This is a genomic window from uncultured Acinetobacter sp. (assembly GCF_947626835.1).
Classification (GTDB): domain Bacteria; phylum Pseudomonadota; class Gammaproteobacteria; order Pseudomonadales; family Moraxellaceae; genus Acinetobacter.
In genome coordinates, this window is the sequence record NZ_CANQTS010000028.1 from 14,093 (window position 1) to 30,852 (window position 16,760).

10 protein-coding genes and 2 pseudogenes are annotated in these 16,760 nt (G+C 38.7%); 4 read left to right on the top strand and 8 right to left on the bottom strand.

Going from position 1 to position 16,760, the window contains the following annotated elements; genetic code table 11:
• Positions 1–202: 202 nt before the first annotated feature.
• The 3 genes and pseudogenes from Q0Z55_RS10175 to Q0Z55_RS10185 form a co-directional block, all read left to right on the top strand.
• Positions 203–325 (top strand): annotated as a pseudogene (locus Q0Z55_RS10175) (short-chain dehydrogenase); the annotation flags it as partial.
• A gap of 54 nt (positions 326–379) precedes the next feature.
• Positions 380–961 (top strand): DJ-1/PfpI family protein, encoded by a 582-nt coding sequence (locus Q0Z55_RS10180; protein ID WP_297427977.1) that lies wholly within the window; start codon positions 380–382, stop codon positions 959–961.
• Positions 962–1,097: 136 nt separating this feature from the next.
• Positions 1,098–1,535: a GFA family protein gene (locus Q0Z55_RS10185; protein WP_297427980.1), complete on the top strand. Its 438-nt coding sequence runs from the start codon at positions 1,098–1,100 to the stop codon at positions 1,533–1,535.
• A 2-nt stretch (positions 1,536–1,537) separates the two neighbouring features.
• On the opposite strand, the gene Q0Z55_RS10190 is transcribed toward Q0Z55_RS10185, so the two are convergent.
• Positions 1,538–1,801 carry a hypothetical protein gene (locus Q0Z55_RS10190; RefSeq protein ID WP_297427983.1) on the bottom strand — a complete coding sequence of 88 codons (264 nt, stop codon included), beginning with the start codon at positions 1,799–1,801 and terminating at the stop codon, positions 1,538–1,540.
• Positions 1,802–1,976: 175 nt separating this feature from the next.
• Between Q0Z55_RS10190 and Q0Z55_RS10195 the strand changes: the two genes are divergently transcribed.
• The gene (locus tag Q0Z55_RS10195; RefSeq protein ID WP_297427986.1) at positions 1,977–3,386 is read left to right on the top strand and encodes a PLP-dependent aminotransferase family protein; all 1,410 of its coding nucleotides are present in this window, start codon (positions 1,977–1,979) and stop codon (positions 3,384–3,386) included.
• 149 nt (positions 3,387–3,535) lie between these two features.
• Here Q0Z55_RS10195 and Q0Z55_RS10200 read toward each other — a convergent pair whose 3' ends face one another.
• The 7 genes and pseudogenes from Q0Z55_RS10200 to Q0Z55_RS10230 all read right to left on the bottom strand — a co-directional run.
• Positions 3,536–4,747 (bottom strand): tyrosine-type recombinase/integrase, encoded by a 1,212-nt coding sequence (locus tag Q0Z55_RS10200; RefSeq protein ID WP_297427988.1) that lies wholly within the window; start codon positions 4,745–4,747, stop codon positions 3,536–3,538.
• An 815-nt stretch (positions 4,748–5,562) separates the two neighbouring features.
• Entirely contained in the window at positions 5,563–6,264 is a 702-nt protein-coding gene (locus Q0Z55_RS10205) for a GntR family transcriptional regulator (RefSeq protein WP_297427991.1), read from the bottom strand.
• 3 nt (positions 6,265–6,267) lie between these two features.
• Positions 6,268–9,870, bottom strand: coding sequence for an urea carboxylase (gene uca / locus Q0Z55_RS10210; RefSeq protein ID WP_297427994.1), 3,603 nt, complete (start codon positions 9,868–9,870; stop codon positions 6,268–6,270).
• A 51-nt stretch (positions 9,871–9,921) separates the two neighbouring features.
• Positions 9,922–11,745 (bottom strand): allophanate hydrolase, encoded by a 1,824-nt coding sequence (gene atzF / locus Q0Z55_RS10215; protein ID WP_297427997.1) that lies wholly within the window; start codon positions 11,743–11,745, stop codon positions 9,922–9,924.
• Between the two features lie 761 nt (positions 11,746–12,506).
• Complete coding sequence (locus tag Q0Z55_RS10220; protein WP_297428003.1) at positions 12,507–13,391, bottom strand: EamA family transporter; 885 nt, start codon at positions 13,389–13,391, stop codon at positions 12,507–12,509.
• A gap of 235 nt (positions 13,392–13,626) precedes the next feature.
• A complete protein-coding gene (locus Q0Z55_RS10225; protein WP_297428000.1) occupies positions 13,627–15,732 on the bottom strand; it encodes a TonB-dependent receptor in 2,106 nt (701 codons plus the stop codon).
• An 896-nt stretch (positions 15,733–16,628) separates the two neighbouring features.
• Positions 16,629–16,760 (bottom strand): annotated as a pseudogene (locus Q0Z55_RS10230) (IS982 family transposase); the annotation flags it as partial.

Below are 16,760 nucleotides of genomic sequence, written 5' to 3' on the forward strand. Positions count from 1 at the left end.
CTCTTTATAAATTACGATACTGTAATCCGCTGACCAAATTGTATATATAAACGCTGTGGCTTAGGCAAAGTAGATCCCCATAGACCTGTTGCCAGGGGAACCGTCACGTACGTAGGATTTTAATCTTTGTACTGCAAATAACCTTTTGGTCAATCTGTGCTGTTTAAGATGATTTGCATCTAAATGGATAGGGTAACTTTAAACAGATCATCGCTTGATTCCGCTGAATGATGTCATCCAAGCCATTCGATTTATTCTTTCAACTTCTAAAGCCAGTTGTGTAAAAGAAATTTTAATGCCAGCAATGCAAGATAAAAATATGTAACATCATGAAAAACATATATTTGTACACAATACTATAAAATATTAGGATAAGTTTATGATAAACATTGGTATTTTATTATTTGATGAAGTTGAGGTGCTGGATTTTGCAGGTCCGTATGAAGTCTTTGGGATCAGCTTAGATGACAATAATAATAGAATTTTTAACGTATTGACCATTGCACAAAAACATGAAATTTCAGCCAGAAATGGTCTTGTGGTTAAATGTGATTATCTTTTAGAAGATTGTCCGCAGCTGGATATATTGGTGATTCCCGGCGGCTATGGTGCTGAAACAGTAGAGCTTTATAACACCACACTTTTAAATTGGATTAGGCAACAACACTACACTACCCAAATGACTTTTTCTATCTGCACCGGTGCTTTTATATTGGCAGAAGCAGGTTTATTAAACGGGTTAAGTGCTACCACACACTGGATGGATCTTGAGCGCTTAGAAACACAATATCCCCACATTAATGTGATTAAGAATGTTAAATTTGTGGATCAAGATAAAATCTTAACTGCTGCAGGAATCTCTTCCGGTATTCATGCATCTTTATACGTTGTGGCTAAAGTGACCACTCGAGAGATAGCGTTAAACACCGCTAAACGCATGGAATTTGAGATAAATTTTTAGATCATTAGCCAAACCCATTCAAGTATATCGTCATCTTCTATTTAGGTGAGTCTGGCTTTAATATTGCAGTGCATTCAAAATTTTAAGATTTAGATATTCAGAGAAAATTTGATTTATTTTTAAGCATGGTATGTGTATGGATCAGACTTTTAATTATAGCGGTAGCTGCTTATGTGGGAATATTAATTTCTTTATTCATCAAGACATTAAAAATATATATTACTGTCACTGTAGCTTATGTCGTAAGCAAAGTGGTACTGCATCCAATGCAGCAACTTTAGTCAACCAGAGCTTTTTTGAATGGACAGCAGGCGTAGAGTATATTGAGGCTTTTAAAAAAGCCTCAGGCTTTAGTGCTTGTTTTTGTAAGCTGTGTGGTTCTCCTGTACCCAATCAAGTCAGCAATAGCACATGGATGTGGATTCCTCTTGGCTTACTGAATGAACTACCGAATATTCAAACCAGACTCAGTTTTTGTCTTCATTCAAAAATCAATTGGGCACCAGCAATAACGGTAGATCATGCCTATAGTGAATTACCTAATCGTTCTGAATTAGATAGATATTTTACTTAAGATCACAGTGCAACTTTTAAGCTTAACCTTGGAGTCTTGTGTTGTGACAATGGGTCAATTTCACTGAGTACATACAGCGTTTTTTCTTTTTTGCATTCAAGCAGTTTATTATGCGGATAAAATGAGATTTGTCCTGAATGCTTTGGCTGAGCGTAGAAAAACTCAATTGTTTGATGGTCTGAATGAGGTTTATGCCATACTTCATAGCCATCAAATTGACTCATCTTCAAGTAATTTTTGCTCAGTGCTGTGCAGATATAATTCATTTGTTTGATCTGCAAATTTTCCTCAATCGTACAACCTGTACATAAAAATATGAGAACTAAAATAGTAATTAACGGATTCATCATGATTGAAGGGTCTTGAAGTTATTTTTATTCATGCTAAATTTTTGCTATAAATAAATACAGACACAATATTATTTAAAAAAAGAGTACAGATGTGGCTTTTCATTATCAAAATTTAGCGGATCGATTAACTGAGAGTATTGTGTCAGGAGATCTTCCACCTCATCATAAGCTGAGCTCTTTACGGTCTTTTGCAGGTCATCATGCTGTCAGTATAACAACAGCCAAAGCTTGCTATGAATTATTAGAAGCAAGAGGTTTGATTATTGCCAAACCTAAAAGTGGCTACTTTGTTAAAAATATTCATAGCGTGCTAGAGCCACCGACTCATCCATATTTTAGTTCATGCGCACAAGCGATTAGTAATTTAGAACTGCAAAATGAAATACAAGAAGCTTCTATTCATCCATCACGCGTACATTTAGGAGCAATCCAACTTTCACCCAAACTTATCCCAACTGATACTTTGAGAAGATCAATCCAACGCGCGCTAAAACATAGTGCACCACAAGACTTTCTGTATAGTGATAAACAAGGTCATCTTAAACTACGTCAAGCATTATCAAGTCATTGCGCTGAAGATGGTATTTATATCCATGAAAACTCAATTTTTATCACGCACGGCTGTTTGTCAGCCATTTCTATTGTGATTCAGCTCCTAACACAAGTTGGGGACAATATTATTGTGCCAACGCCAAATTATAATGGGCAACAATTATTGCTTGCTAACTTAGGACGCAATATTTTAGAAATCCCTGCATCTCATAACGGTATAGATTTACAGCGCCTAGAACACGTTATGGCAACATCAAAGGCAAAAGTATGCTTACTCACCATCAATTATCATAATCCTCTAGGATTTTGCTTAAGCAACAGCGATAAAGAAAAAATTGCTCAGCTGGCCGCTCAATATGAATGTTTTATCATTGAAGATGATATCTATTCAGAATGTGGTCATACCACCTTAAGGCCCCTACCTATTCAATATTGGGATACACAAGGGCGTGTGTTTTTATGTAGTTCCATTTCCAAGTCATTATCGCCAGCTTATCGGATTGGATGGTTATGTTTGCCTGCACAACAAGAACATCTTAAAGACCGTTTATTGTCTTTATCAAGTCTCGTCAATACGCCATTACAGCTTGGATTAGCAGATTTTATACATTGTCGCGCCTATCGACAGCATTTAAATAAATTAAGATTTACGCTGGCTCAACAAGTTGATGAATACAGAAATTTTATGATTGAGATTTTTAAAGAGATCAACATAAAAATCACCCAACCTCAAGGTGGCTACTGCCTATGGATGCAACTGCCTACCAAGATTAATGGTCTTGATATCTACAAATTTGCACAACAGCAAGGTATCAATATTGTACCTGGTGAAGTATTTAGTTCAGATGAAAAATACTCTAATTTCATTAGGTTAAATGCTGGCTATCCTTTAAATCCAAGGATTAGAAGTGCACTTGTTAGCTTAAGAGATTGGCTGCAAGCACAATGAATGCTTAAATCATCAGTTTTAATAGGTGTATAAAAAATCCTATCACGACTGCATCTGCTGGTTTAAAGCAAAACCTAAACGTATATGCAATTAAAAATGGGCACAAGATCAATCTTATGCCCATGGACTGCTTCAATCAGTCATCTCAATTATTCAATAGTTAAAGGCATACATTGATCCAAATAATCTGCCCACCATTGCATCATTTCTTGGCGCTGATTTAAATACTCAGCATGGTTATAACTGCCACGGGTTTGGTCTTTATCTGTATGTGACAATTGCGCTTCAATCCAACTTGATTGGAACAGACCCGAGTCATTTAAAATGGTACTTAAAGTAGAACGTAAACCATGTGAAGAGAGTTGTTCGCTGCTATAGCCCATGCGACGAATCAGCGTATTTAAGGTATTAAAATGCAGGGCTTGACCCGCATGACGTGGGCTTGCAAATACATATTTTTCACCTGTTGACCAATCCATCGCCGAACGTATCACTTCAATGGCTTGATCAGACAAAGGTACCAAATAATCAGGCACCTGCATCCCCAGTACGACACGACGTCTAAATTGTTTAACATGCATGGCAGGAATACGCCATAATTTATTTTCTAGATCAAAATGTTGTGGTTCTGCAGATAAAAGTTCAGCACCACGTACACCTGTATACAATTTTAACCACAACGCCTTTTTCACAATTGGATGTGCTTGACTGTGTTTAAGACGATTTAAAAAATCAGGTAAATCTTCAGTTTGTAGGTAAGGATAGTGCTGTTTAACTCGTTGCTTAATAATCACCTTTTGTAATCCAATCGCAAGATTGTAATCGGTGTATCCCATGGCGACTGCATAATCATAAATTTGATTAAGGTAACTACATGCTTTCTTTACAGGTTCTTTAACGCCACGACTTTCAATATGGCGAATCACTTGCACTAAATCAAAACGTTTTAAGTTTGCAAATTCTTTATCGCCCATTAAAGGCAAGATATCCTGCATTAAAGCTTTACGCGCTAACTCAAGCACACCTGAACGTGGTCGATCTTTAAGAGCATTCTTTTCTTTAAAGTCTAACCACTCAAGCGCGATTTTTTCAAAGCTAAGAATGCCGCTGCTTTCTTCGGTTTGATTAAAGACTTCATCTTTTTTATTATCACGTGCAAGACGGGCTTGCTTTAATGACATCTCAGGATAAATGCCTAATTTTACACGCGGACGCTTGGTACTGTTGGGCATAGAGTAACGGTAACTCCATGATTTGATGCCATTAGGTTCGATCTTTAGGCTTAGCCCATCATCATCTGCCATAAAGTATGCTTTCTCGCGAGGTTTGGCTTGGCGAATACGTTGTTCTGTTAAACTCATATCAATTTTAATGCAGGGTACACATGTGCAATCTAAATTACTTTTATAAAAATAACAAGCACTATATATGATGCGTGTAAGACGCATCACATTAATAAAACAAGTTATTGTTATTTATATAATTATTAAAGAAAATAGATTTAATATTAACCATATAATTAACCCTTTTTTAAGATTCAAATTTTATGAGAATGTTTCATATTGCCAAAAAATAGACAATTAAAAGGATGATCACGTTGAAGCGAACACATTTAGATAACTTCTTATGTACTATGAAAATTTTTTTATTCAAGGAATGAGAAGCAAAAATACCTATAAGGGTTGAATCAAATAGCGTGAATCTAGAAATAAAGTCATTTTATTATTTTCGATTTACTGACTAAATAATATCTATCTCACCATTGATTACCATTTGAGTCCTCAACTTTTTCGTCTAACATTTATAGACAGCCAACTTATGGGTTAAATGTTGGTTCAATGGGTCATTAAAACCTACTTTGAGGAAGATGTATATTGGGTTTAGCATGGTCACTACTAAACGGTCAAGCTACTGTGATCTTTGATTGCCATAATGTAAATAATTCTAAGCATCTTATCGATCACTGCCGCCATACTGCAATATATGTTATATTACTTAATTTAATGCATGACCTTTGTAGCGAACCAACTGAATCCCAGTATAGCTATAATTTTCGTAACCAGATTTAAGTAGTTAGCCAACTTTATAGCATAATTGACAGCTAGACACACGCAGCTTGTGACAAGGTCATATTTACCCTAAAGGGAGTCTTCACATGAAATATCATAAAAAGTGTTTAATTAGCACTTAAGGCTAAAATCTCTAGGGTAATTTTTTTTACCTCATTGCGGCTTTGCATAATATGTCCAGTTAACGCTTGAATACTTGCTTTTAGGTCTTTTGCCAAAATTAAACGGAGTATATTTTGGTGTTGTGCATAAGTCGCTTCAATACGATGGATTTTAGAGAAATCTAAGCGACGAATCATACGAATTTTTTCATTTAACTCATGATGAAGTTTGGTCATTTCTTGATTGCCTGCTAACATGACCAACTGACTATGAAATGCTTCATCTTGCTGTGCAAGTAGCTTAAGATCATCTATATAATTCTCAGGCTCAACACACCATATTGTAGTAAGTTCAGAAAGCAATTGATTTAATTGAGGTTGTGGTATTTTACAAAGTTGCTCAATGGCATGACATTCAAATAAAATTCTAAGATCATAACGTTCTTCATAACTCTTAAAATGTAAAGGACGAACTTGCCAACCGCGTCTAAACTGCACATCCACATAACCTTCTTGTTGTAAACGGTATAAGGCTTGGCGTATGGGTGTTCGGCTTACAGAATAGATTTGGGCAATTTCAGATTCAGTAAAATATTGTCCTGGCATCAATTGAAAATCAAAAATATCGTTTTTAATTTTTTCAAACACCAGCTCAGACAAATTGTCTGAGCTGCGTGCTGATGCCTTCGGTGAATGTAGAAGGCTCATGGTTTACTCCATATAAACCAATGGTTCACCGCTTTGCACTGTTTGACCAGCACGGCAAATAATGGCTTTGACAATGCCATCTTCATCAGCATAGACAGGTAATTCCATTTTCATCGCTTCAATAATGGCAATGGTCTCGCCTTTTTTAACACGTTGCCCCGACTCTACCAAAATTTTCCAAATATTACCGGTCATAGACGCATTTAAAGCTGCATATTGACTATAGTCGGTATGATCTTGTACGACCTCTATTTCAGTAGGAGCATCAAATTGATCTTTCCAACGTGCCACTTCTGTTGTAAATGCACGCTGTTGCTGTGCTTTAAACGTTGCAATGCTGTCTTGTTCTTGAATTAAGAAAGCTTGATATTGTGCAAAATCAAACTCAGTCTCTTCAATCTTAATTTCAGCTAATCCATGAGCAAAGTCGGCACGAAATTGATCCAATTCAGCTTCACTGACTTCATAATATTTAATTTGATCAAAGAATCTTAAAAACCATTGTTGATCACCAAATTGCTTGTTCTTCTTAAATTTATTCCAAATAGGTAGCGTACGGCCAATCAATTGATAGCCACCTGGGGAATCCATACCATAAATGCACATGTACATGCCACCAATACCCACGGTCCCTTCTGCGGTAAAAGTACGTGCAGGGTTGTATTTGGAGCTCAATAGACGATGGCGAGGATCAAGTGGTACGGCACAAGGTGCAGTTAAATACACATCGCCCAAACCTAAAATGAGATAGTTGGCATCAAAAATAATATCTTTGACCTGTTGGCGATTGTCTAGGCCATTGATACGTTGGATAAAGTCGACATTATTAGGTAACCATGGCGCTTCGGCACAGACACTTTCTTGATAACGTGTGACTGCAGCTAAAGTTGCTGAATCTTCAAATGCCATAGGCAGATGAATAATACGAGATGGGATTTTAAGATCACTTAAATCCCCCATTTGTTGTTCAAGACCAAGTAAAAACTCAATTAACTGCCTTTGAGGGAGGCATAAGCCATCATATTTAATTTGCAATGAGCGCACACCAGGCGATAACTCTAAAATACCTGCTGGTTTGGCTTCACCAATCAGTTGCATTAAACGATGCACACGTAAACGTAGAGCTAAATCTAGTACATTTTCACCATACTCTAATAAGATATAGCTATCGCCTGCTTGACGGTATACTGCTTTTGGTGCTTGATCTGTAGCAGCTTTGACTGCAAGAATACTTTGTGCTTCAACAACAGCTTGATCTTGGCTATTAATGCTTTGAGGAGCCTGAGAAAAATCCTCAATACGTTGCTTTTGCGCGATTTCTAAAGCATTGGCTTGCTCAATCGACATTGGATAAAAACGCAGGGTATCGTCAGCTTTGAGTTGTCCAATTTTCCACAACTCTGCTTTTGCAATGGTTACAGGACAGACAAACCCACCAAGACTTGGACCATCTTTGGCTAAAATCACTGGAAAATCACCAGTAAAGTTAATCGCACCAATGGCATACTCACAATCATGTACATTAGAGGGATGTAGACCTGCTTCTCCGCCATTTTCACGTGCCCAGCTTGGCGTAGGTCCGCTTAAACGAATCCCCAGACGATTAGAGTTAAAATGGACTTTCCAGGTTGATGCGAAAAAATATTCGATGTATTCAGCTTTAAAGAAGTCTGGTGCCCCGTGTGGCCCATATAACACCCCAATGTCCCAGGTTTTGCCATATGTTGGAATTAAATCCTGTGCAAGTGCTTGAGGCTCAGCAATCGCCAAGGGTAAGCCGTCGCTTGGCAGCTCAGGATTCACCATCTTGATCATGTCACCGGCACGCAAAACGCGTCCGGCATGCCCACCAAAATTACCCAAAGCAAAAGTAGAGCGGCTCCCTAAATATTCGGGAACATTTAAACCATCTCGCACCGCCAAATAGGTACGACAGCCTGATTCAACTTGACCAACTTTTAAGGTTTGCCCAGCCTTCACCTCAATCGGTTGCCAAAAGTCTACAGCCGTGCCATCAAGGCTGACACAACATGGTGCTCCGGTTAAAGCAATAATGCTTTGGGCATGAAATTTAAGCGTAGGTCCTTCTAAGGTAAATTCAAAACCGGCTGCAGTTTGTGCGTTGCCCACAATTTTATTCGCCAGTTGAAATGCATAGTCGTCCATAGGACCTGACGGTGGTACACCAATATCCCAATATCCTACACGGCCTGGATAATCTTGGATTGAGCTTTGTGTACCGGCTTGAATGACCTCGATGACGTTCGGAATATAGTTGAAATTATCCAACATGCGTGTCCAAATCTGCATATTTTCAAAGCGTGAATCTGATACTACACTTAATGCATAATCTAAATTGGTACTAATACCATTGAGGCGAGTTTCGGCCAGTGCTGTTTTTAATGTGCTCAGTGCTGCTTCACGATTCTGTGCATGCACAATAATTTTAGCAATCATTGGATCGAAGTATTGAGAAATCTCAGTGCCTGTACTAACCCATGTATCAACGCGTACATTTTTAGGGAAATACACATCGGTTAAAATCCCGGGGCTGGGTTGAAAATTTTTGACTGGATCTTCAGCGTAAATTCGTACTTCAATTGCCACACCTTTGGGTTGAATATTAGCCAAAAATGCCCAATCAAGTGTCTCTCCTGCCGCAACTTTTAACATACATTCAATCAGGTCTAAGCCCGTCACCATTTCTGTGACAGGATGCTCAACCTGTAATCGAGTATTCACCTCTAAGAAATAAAACTCATCTCGTGCTGCATCATAAATAAATTCAACGGTGCCTGCACTACGGTATTTGACCAATTGCCCCAGTTGCACGGCAGCTTGATGTAATTTTTGTCGGGTTGCTTCAGGTAAATGTGGTGCTGGCGTCTCCTCTACAACTTTTTGGTTACGACGCTGTAATGAACAATCGCGTTCACCCAGTGCGACCACTTGTCCTTGACCGTCACCGAAAATCTGTACCTCGACATGACGCGCTTGATCAATAAAGCGCTCTAAAAAAACCCCTGAATCTTTAAAAAATTGTTCTCCCATACGCTTTACGCTTTCATAAGCAAGATGCAATGCCTGTGCATCATCACAACGTGTTAAGCCAATCCCGCCACCGCCTGCAGTACTTTTGAGCATAATAGGATAACCAATCTGATCAGCAGCCACTAATGCCTCTTCTAAACTTTGCAGTAAGCCTGTTCCCGGTGTCATTGGCACCTCAGCTGCAGCTGCAAGTTCACGTGCGCGATGTTTTAAACCAAATTCTAAGATTTGTTGCGCTGTAGGTCCCATAAAGGCAATCTGGTTATCTTCACAAGCACGGGCAAAATCTGCACTTTCCGACAAGAAGCCATAGCCTGGGAAAATCGCTTGTGCACCCGTGTGTTTAGCAGCTGCAATCAGCTTTTCAATACTTAAATAAGTATCGCTGGGTTTAATCCCCTCTAATGACACCGCAAGATCGGCATCTAAGACATGTTGTGCATAGCGGTCTGTATCTGAATAGACAGCAACAGATGTAATGCCCATTTTTTTCAAAGTACGGATCGCACGTACAGCAATTTCGCCTCGGTTTGCAATTAAAACAGTAGTGAACATTGTCATCCTCTTATTTTTGTCAATTTTTATAGGTTTAAATTTTGAGACTTTTTAAGCCAGTGCCGCGTTGTTTTTAGTGTGATTGAGTTGTTGGATATAGGCACGCCATCCACCCAATGCACTAATATCTGTCGCACCATTGAGTCCATAGGGCTCACAGATAAAACCTTTAACCCAACGTCCATCACTGAGCTCTACATTGCCCATACCCAATGGTGTTGGAATTTCTGCCACAAATTCACCAAAACGTGCCTTTGGAATATCCCAAAGTTCTACAACAATTTTCTGTCCTTGATGTTTATCTACACGTGCTAGACCTGGTTTCGGTGGTACCGTACCTGGTAAGGCATATAAAGCATAATCTGCCGAAGTGTGTGTGGTTTCTACATGCACAGCATGACGCGTCGTCAGTTGGAAATTAAGGGGCATTCCGGTTAAATGTGCTCCGACCACAGCAACTCGAAAATGATGTGCCGAGACCGTTTGGCTGTGCTCCTGCTGGGGTAATTTTTTATTGAATGCACCTAGGGGTAAGTTGGTATGCTGTTGCCATGTTTTTGCAAAATCAAGTAATGCTGTGTCATGCCACGCCGGCGCAATTAACGTAATACCAAAAGGTAAGCCATCGCGACGAAAACCCGCTGGTACTGCTAAAGCACTCAAATCTGCCAAATTGGTAAAATTTGTATAGGTACCAAAATGGCTATTGTTTTCAATCGGCGCCGTGACCATATCTTCAATACGGTGAATTGTGGGTGAGGTTGGAACAATTAACGCATCAAAGTCAGCAAGTTGCATTTGAATAAAACGCGCCAAATCTTGTTTAAGATATTCTGCTTGATAAGCATCCACTGCAGAATACTGATGACCTTTTTGGATGATTTCTAATACAGTTGGATCAAAATCTTGGTGGTTGGTTTTTAATAAATCAGTAACTGCCGCTGTACGTTCAGCCACCCATGAGCCTTGGTATAATTGTGCTGCCAAAATAGAGAATGCGGAAAAATCAATTGGGGTGAATGTCGCACCTAAGGCTTTGAGTTGTTGTAATGCATTTTCATAAGCAGTCTTTGATTGTTCATCGGCAAAAAATTCTAACTGGGCCGGAATAGCAAAGTTTAAGCTTTGACTGAATTTTGCAGGAGCTGTTTGTGGGTTTACACGTGAATAACTGTCCTGTGTATCGTAGCCTTCCATAATATTGCCGACAATTTCTGCATCTATAGCAGTCAAAGCAAAGATGGAAATACAGTCAATACTTTTACATGCCGGCATTAATCCTGTATTGGAAAAACGTCCTTTGCTTGGCTTAAGTCCAACAATATTATTAAATCCTGCTGGTACACGTCCCGAACCTGCTGTATCGGTACCTAAAGCAATCGGCACTAAGCCACGCGCCACTACGCTGGCCGACCCCGAACTTGAACCACCGCTGACATAGTCTGGGTTGAAGGTATTAGTGACTGTACCAAATGGAGAACGTGTGCCAACCAGGCCTGTCGCAAACTGATCGAGATTGGTCTTGCCCACAATAATGGCACCCGCTTGTTTAAGACGTGAGATCACAAAAGCATCTTGATCTTTAACTTGTGTAAGTACTTTACATGCAGCCGTGGTTGCAAAACCTGCAACATCAATATTGTCTTTAATCGCAACAGGAATACCATAAAGTGGCAGTTGCTTTGCATGCTCTTTTTCATTTAAGGCATTGATTTGTGCACTGAGCACTTCACGGGATGCAATTGAAATCCAAGCTGGATCGTTTTGATCAAATTGGCTGACATATTGATATAAGTCATCCAGTTGAATGTCTTGGTGTTGGTAAGCATGATGCCATTCTGAAATTGTCCAACCCATCATTTTATTATTGCCCATTGTTGCATCCTATCTTGTATACAAGTTTGGATACCATCATGCAGAACTTATGCCAACTTTGTACAATCTATATATTTCAGCTAGATAGCTTTATTTTATTGAACGTGAAAAATTAAATGAGCAGCAATATGATTGATTTTAGATCTGATGTTTTTATTTTGGTGCACAAATACAGATTCTCACAACATAAATTTTGAGCTCATTTTTTATTGAGATGAAAAAAAGATATGATGCGTTGTATTTAAGCTTTAGATCGCCACCGAAGACGATGAAATTAATATTACACAAACACAACAATATGGCGTGAAAAAGGAATATGCAGTTGATTTAAAACTCGATAAGATCAGCTTATCTTAGTTAGTATAGTGTTATATGTCCCCCCGAATACGTCAGTTTTTTAAACGCTTTTTTCCTCAAAATACAACACACGTATTACAGCTTAAACAAGTGTTACGTAGTGAAAGCGAAACTTTGTTATTTCAAAAACATAAAAATAGCCAATGTCCGCAAATAAAGCGTGCAATTTATGCCACATTACGCGAGCGTGGTTATACTCGACAAGAGCTTCAACTTATGTTGACATAAAAAAGGGCTTGATAGCCCTTTTTTAGTGTTTAACATAATCTGCAAGTATTGGCATACATGTGTTAAACATCATAAAGATTGGTTTTTTAAGCGCTCTGCATGATTGATTTGATAGCGCGCTGTGTCTTAAGCTAACTTTTTAGTCAAGACATTAAAGTAGGGTGTATTTTATTACTTTAAGCCCAAATCACCAATACAGCGGCAACAACCACCAAAATTAATCCCCAATGGTCACGTTGCGCTAATTTTTCTTTAAAGAAAAACATGGAAATGAGTAAGCTAAATAAAATCTCAATCTGACCTAAAGTTTTCACAATCGCTACAGATTGTAGACTCATTGCACTAAACCAGCCTAAAGAAGCCAAAAAGCTACAGATACTTACTTTTACACTTAAGCCCAGCCGTTGCGATAATGCGTATAAAGTTTTGCGACTAAACAATCCTAAATACAAAAGCATACTGACGCATTGAAACGTAATCACCCAAAATAATACCCAAGCTGCACGATGCAAATATGGCAGCATTGTCAGCTCTAAACTCGCCTCTCTGACCAAAAGGGAAGTAATAGCAAAACATAAACCACTGGCTATGCCAATACTTAAGGTGGAAAAAGAGAGAGCCTTAAGCTTACGACCACTACTTAAAAGAAATACAGCAATCCCGCCCAAGAGTACGCCAAACCATGCATATACACTCAAACCTTCATTTAAAAAAATAACAGCAAGAATAGCAGCTAAGATGGCTTCACTTTTAGCTAAACCCACCCCAATGGCATAATTTTTTTGTTTAAATAACTGCACCATCAAAGCAGTTGCAGCAATTTGAGTTAAACCTGCGATCACCACATATAGAGTAAATTTTAAACTAAAATGCACCTCTGCCTGAACAGGATACGTAGAGTACATCCACATTAAGTAGGCTGTGGCTAGCGGTACAGCAAATAAGAATCGTGCAAGTGTTACACCATAAACGTCTACTGTACTGCTTAATTGTTTTTGAAAAGCGTTACGCCAAGCCTGCATAAAAGCAGCCATAAGCGTAAATAAAATCCAGATCACAATTTCATCTCATGTTTAATTGTTTGTAATGTACGCCTATGGTTGTTCCTTTTCACCTTTTTATTGATGAAAAATTATTTTAATTTATTTTATTTTAATTTATTTTAATTTATTTGATGTTTTTTGACTTTAAATGTTAAATTTACTTAGGCTATTTTTAATAGTAAGATATTGAGAGCAGTAAGGTTCAATACTGCTCTGATTTGGTCAATTCTTTGTATCAAAGCTATGCTCATGCTTAAAATCGGTAATTGATTCCAGTATAGATGGCTCTTGCCTCACCAGGTGTAGCACGAGCATGATCTTGCCCCATATCATTAAATCCTGGGGTGATCGTCGCGCTATATTTTTGTTGAGTTAGGTTTTTTGCTTCAAGCCATAGATCTACATTAGACCAAATACTCGGCCAAGCAGCTTGTATACCCCATATTTGATAAGCATCAGTCTGATGGGTATTGGCGTAGTCAATTGGTATAGCACTGGCATATTCTGTATTTAACCCAAGCCACCAACCTTTTGGATGCTGATACTTTAAATGCGCTTGATAATAATGACGTGGTAAACCTGCAAGTTGATTATTCTTAAATAATGGATCATTTTGATAATAGAAATCACTTAAGGTATAGGCTTGTTTTAAACTCACCAAGCCACCAGTTTCACTTTGCCAAAGCGGTGTGTTTAGCGCAATTTCAAGGCCCTGATGAATGGTAGCACTGGCATTCGATTCAGCAATCACTGGATGAGGATTAGGTTGTAATTGCACCATTAACAGCTCATTTTCTAATTGGCTATAGTAGTAGCTGATTGACCACTCACCTAAAGCATATTGACCATGCCCCCCCACTTCAAAGCTATGTGCAGTTTGAGTTTTGAGTCTGCGTGCCGCTTCTTGGCGTCCTGTGGCAGGGCCATTGCCCTCACTAAAGTAGTGATCAGATCCCCATAACATTGACCATGCATGTGCAGGCTCAACACTACGGCTGAGTGTGGCATACCACTGGGTTTGCTCACTCATGTCATAACGCATACCTAAACGATAGGCGTAATCTACACGTTGCTGTTTTAATTTTTTATCTGTAGATGGTTGAGTGACATAGCTGTCACGCTTGCTATATAAAGCGCCAATACCTGTGATCCACCAAAATTGAGGATGAACATGTAATTCATGCTGTAAATTAAGTAAATGATCTTGACCGCGATGCACATAACGACGACTCAGCGTACCAGCAGCATAATCTGCTGTGTCAAAGCGTAGGCTTTCTTTACCTAATGCAGAATTATGTTGATTGGTGGTTCTTAAATTAAGTTTAAAAAGATGATCACGTTCTTGCCAAGTAAAGGGTTGTTGCCAGTTTAAATGTCCTGTCAGATCACGATAATCGACCTGTATGCGGTATAAGCTCTCTTGTAAATCCATAGGATAATCGTGATAAGCCAAACTCGCTTGCAGCATACCGCCTTGTGATAATTGCCATGTGGTTTGATGAGCAAGCCACGTACTACCAGGCTGAACTCTTTGAGCATCAATACTTAACTGATAAGGATTGGCCTGTTGTGGATCTTTTTGGATTTGTTGCTGTGTTAAACGTCCAGGGGTTTGATGTGCTGTTTCACGGGCACGTAGATAAAGACGAGTATGTAGCTGATCATTAATTTGATAACCTAAATTGGCACTGATGCCTGTGGCTTTATTTTGACTGTGCTGTTGTTGACCCTGACTTTGGCTATGTGTGGCCGCAACATAGTAATCTAGTGGGCCTAAGTCTTGCCCCATACTCAATTGATATTTTTGATAGCCATGTGAACCTGTAGCTACACTCAGCTGTTGGCTTTGCTGAGTCTTACCCGTATGACTCACATAATTAATCACACCACCCAAAGCCAAAGCACCTTGTTCAAAACCTTGACTACCACGAAGGATTTCAACATAGGATAGCCAACCAGGCTCTAATAATTCATACGGTGTACCACCAGGTCCTGTGAGTGCAATATTATCCAATAACACAGTTGTACCTGAACCATGAGCCCCAGAACCCCGATTGATACCTGATCCGCGAATGGAAATTTTAACGCCTTCATTGCCTGCACTTTGTGCATAAACGCCAGCCTCTAACTTCAACATATCTGCATTGCTTTGCAAGCGCTGTTGGTCATTCGCTTGAATAAAATTATGCGCTCCGACTAGCTGATCAAACTGTTGTTGACGTTTTTCCACTTCCGTCTGAGTATTCGCTTGTAATAATAACGTATCTAACTCAATGAGATTTTCAGCATAAATTTCTTGGCTGAGCATCATGATTACAACAGTTAATAGATGCTGTTTAAAGTGTAGTGTATATTGCATAGCTCATCCTGATCTATATATTTTTTAGATACTGTTTATGGTGCAGCATCTCCTCAGTTGGCTACCTTAGCAATATAAGCTCAGATGAAAAATAGCTTTTTCTGCCGACTATTTTGTAACTAAATAAGCAAAAATATAGACAACTTTGCAACTAAATAGAACTTTTAAGACTAAAGGCAGCGCTTAAAATCCATTTTGATCTGTTCATCAAGTTCTTTAAACTTGTTATGTGTAAATGGGTACGTGAAAGATAAAAGTTGCGTAGAACACGTGAGTATCTTGCAAAGCAGAGTGTGTTTTAGCTTGAATTTAAAACCCATAACCTTTTAAAGTTTTTAATGACAAATAGCTGTGATTCGGTCATTAAATGATTAAAGAATATTTTAGGCATCTTGTTGCGATTGAGCTACTAATGTGCAAATAAGAATTTTTTGTAAATTGTGATGAGTGTTTTTAGGAGAATAGACAAAAAATGCCAAAGCCATATTTCTATTCTATGTACTGAGCATTTTCTTTGGCTGAATAAACATCGCTTTCACCTCATCACCTTTCCAAAGTAGGGTGTTTCCCAATTGTATAATTCCCCAACATCAGAATGTTAAAAACTGAGTTGAATAGTGAATATAAGCAGCTTCATTTGTTGATTACCCCCCCAATTCGCTGTTTCAAACTGAGTGAAGCGATTGAAAGATGTATCTGGTCAGCATTTGAGGAAAACATTTCCAGAAATCAAACGTAAACTACGAAGTGGCTGTTTATGGTCACGTCAAGTTATAGTGGTAGACAAATCATGATGTAATATACCGAGCTTTATTCACTAGGCATAACAAAGACCATCGTACTTGGCGGTGGCAGCTCGTAACATAATATAACCCGAATCATGGATAAGCCTGATTTTACATCTTTATAAATTGAGGCTTATTTTGATGACAGATTTGATAAGCACAGAGTGATGCATAAATCCCAGCGAAATAACCTGAAAGAGAACGATGGCGACTGCTGACCAAGTTGTATTGTTGCTTCAATAA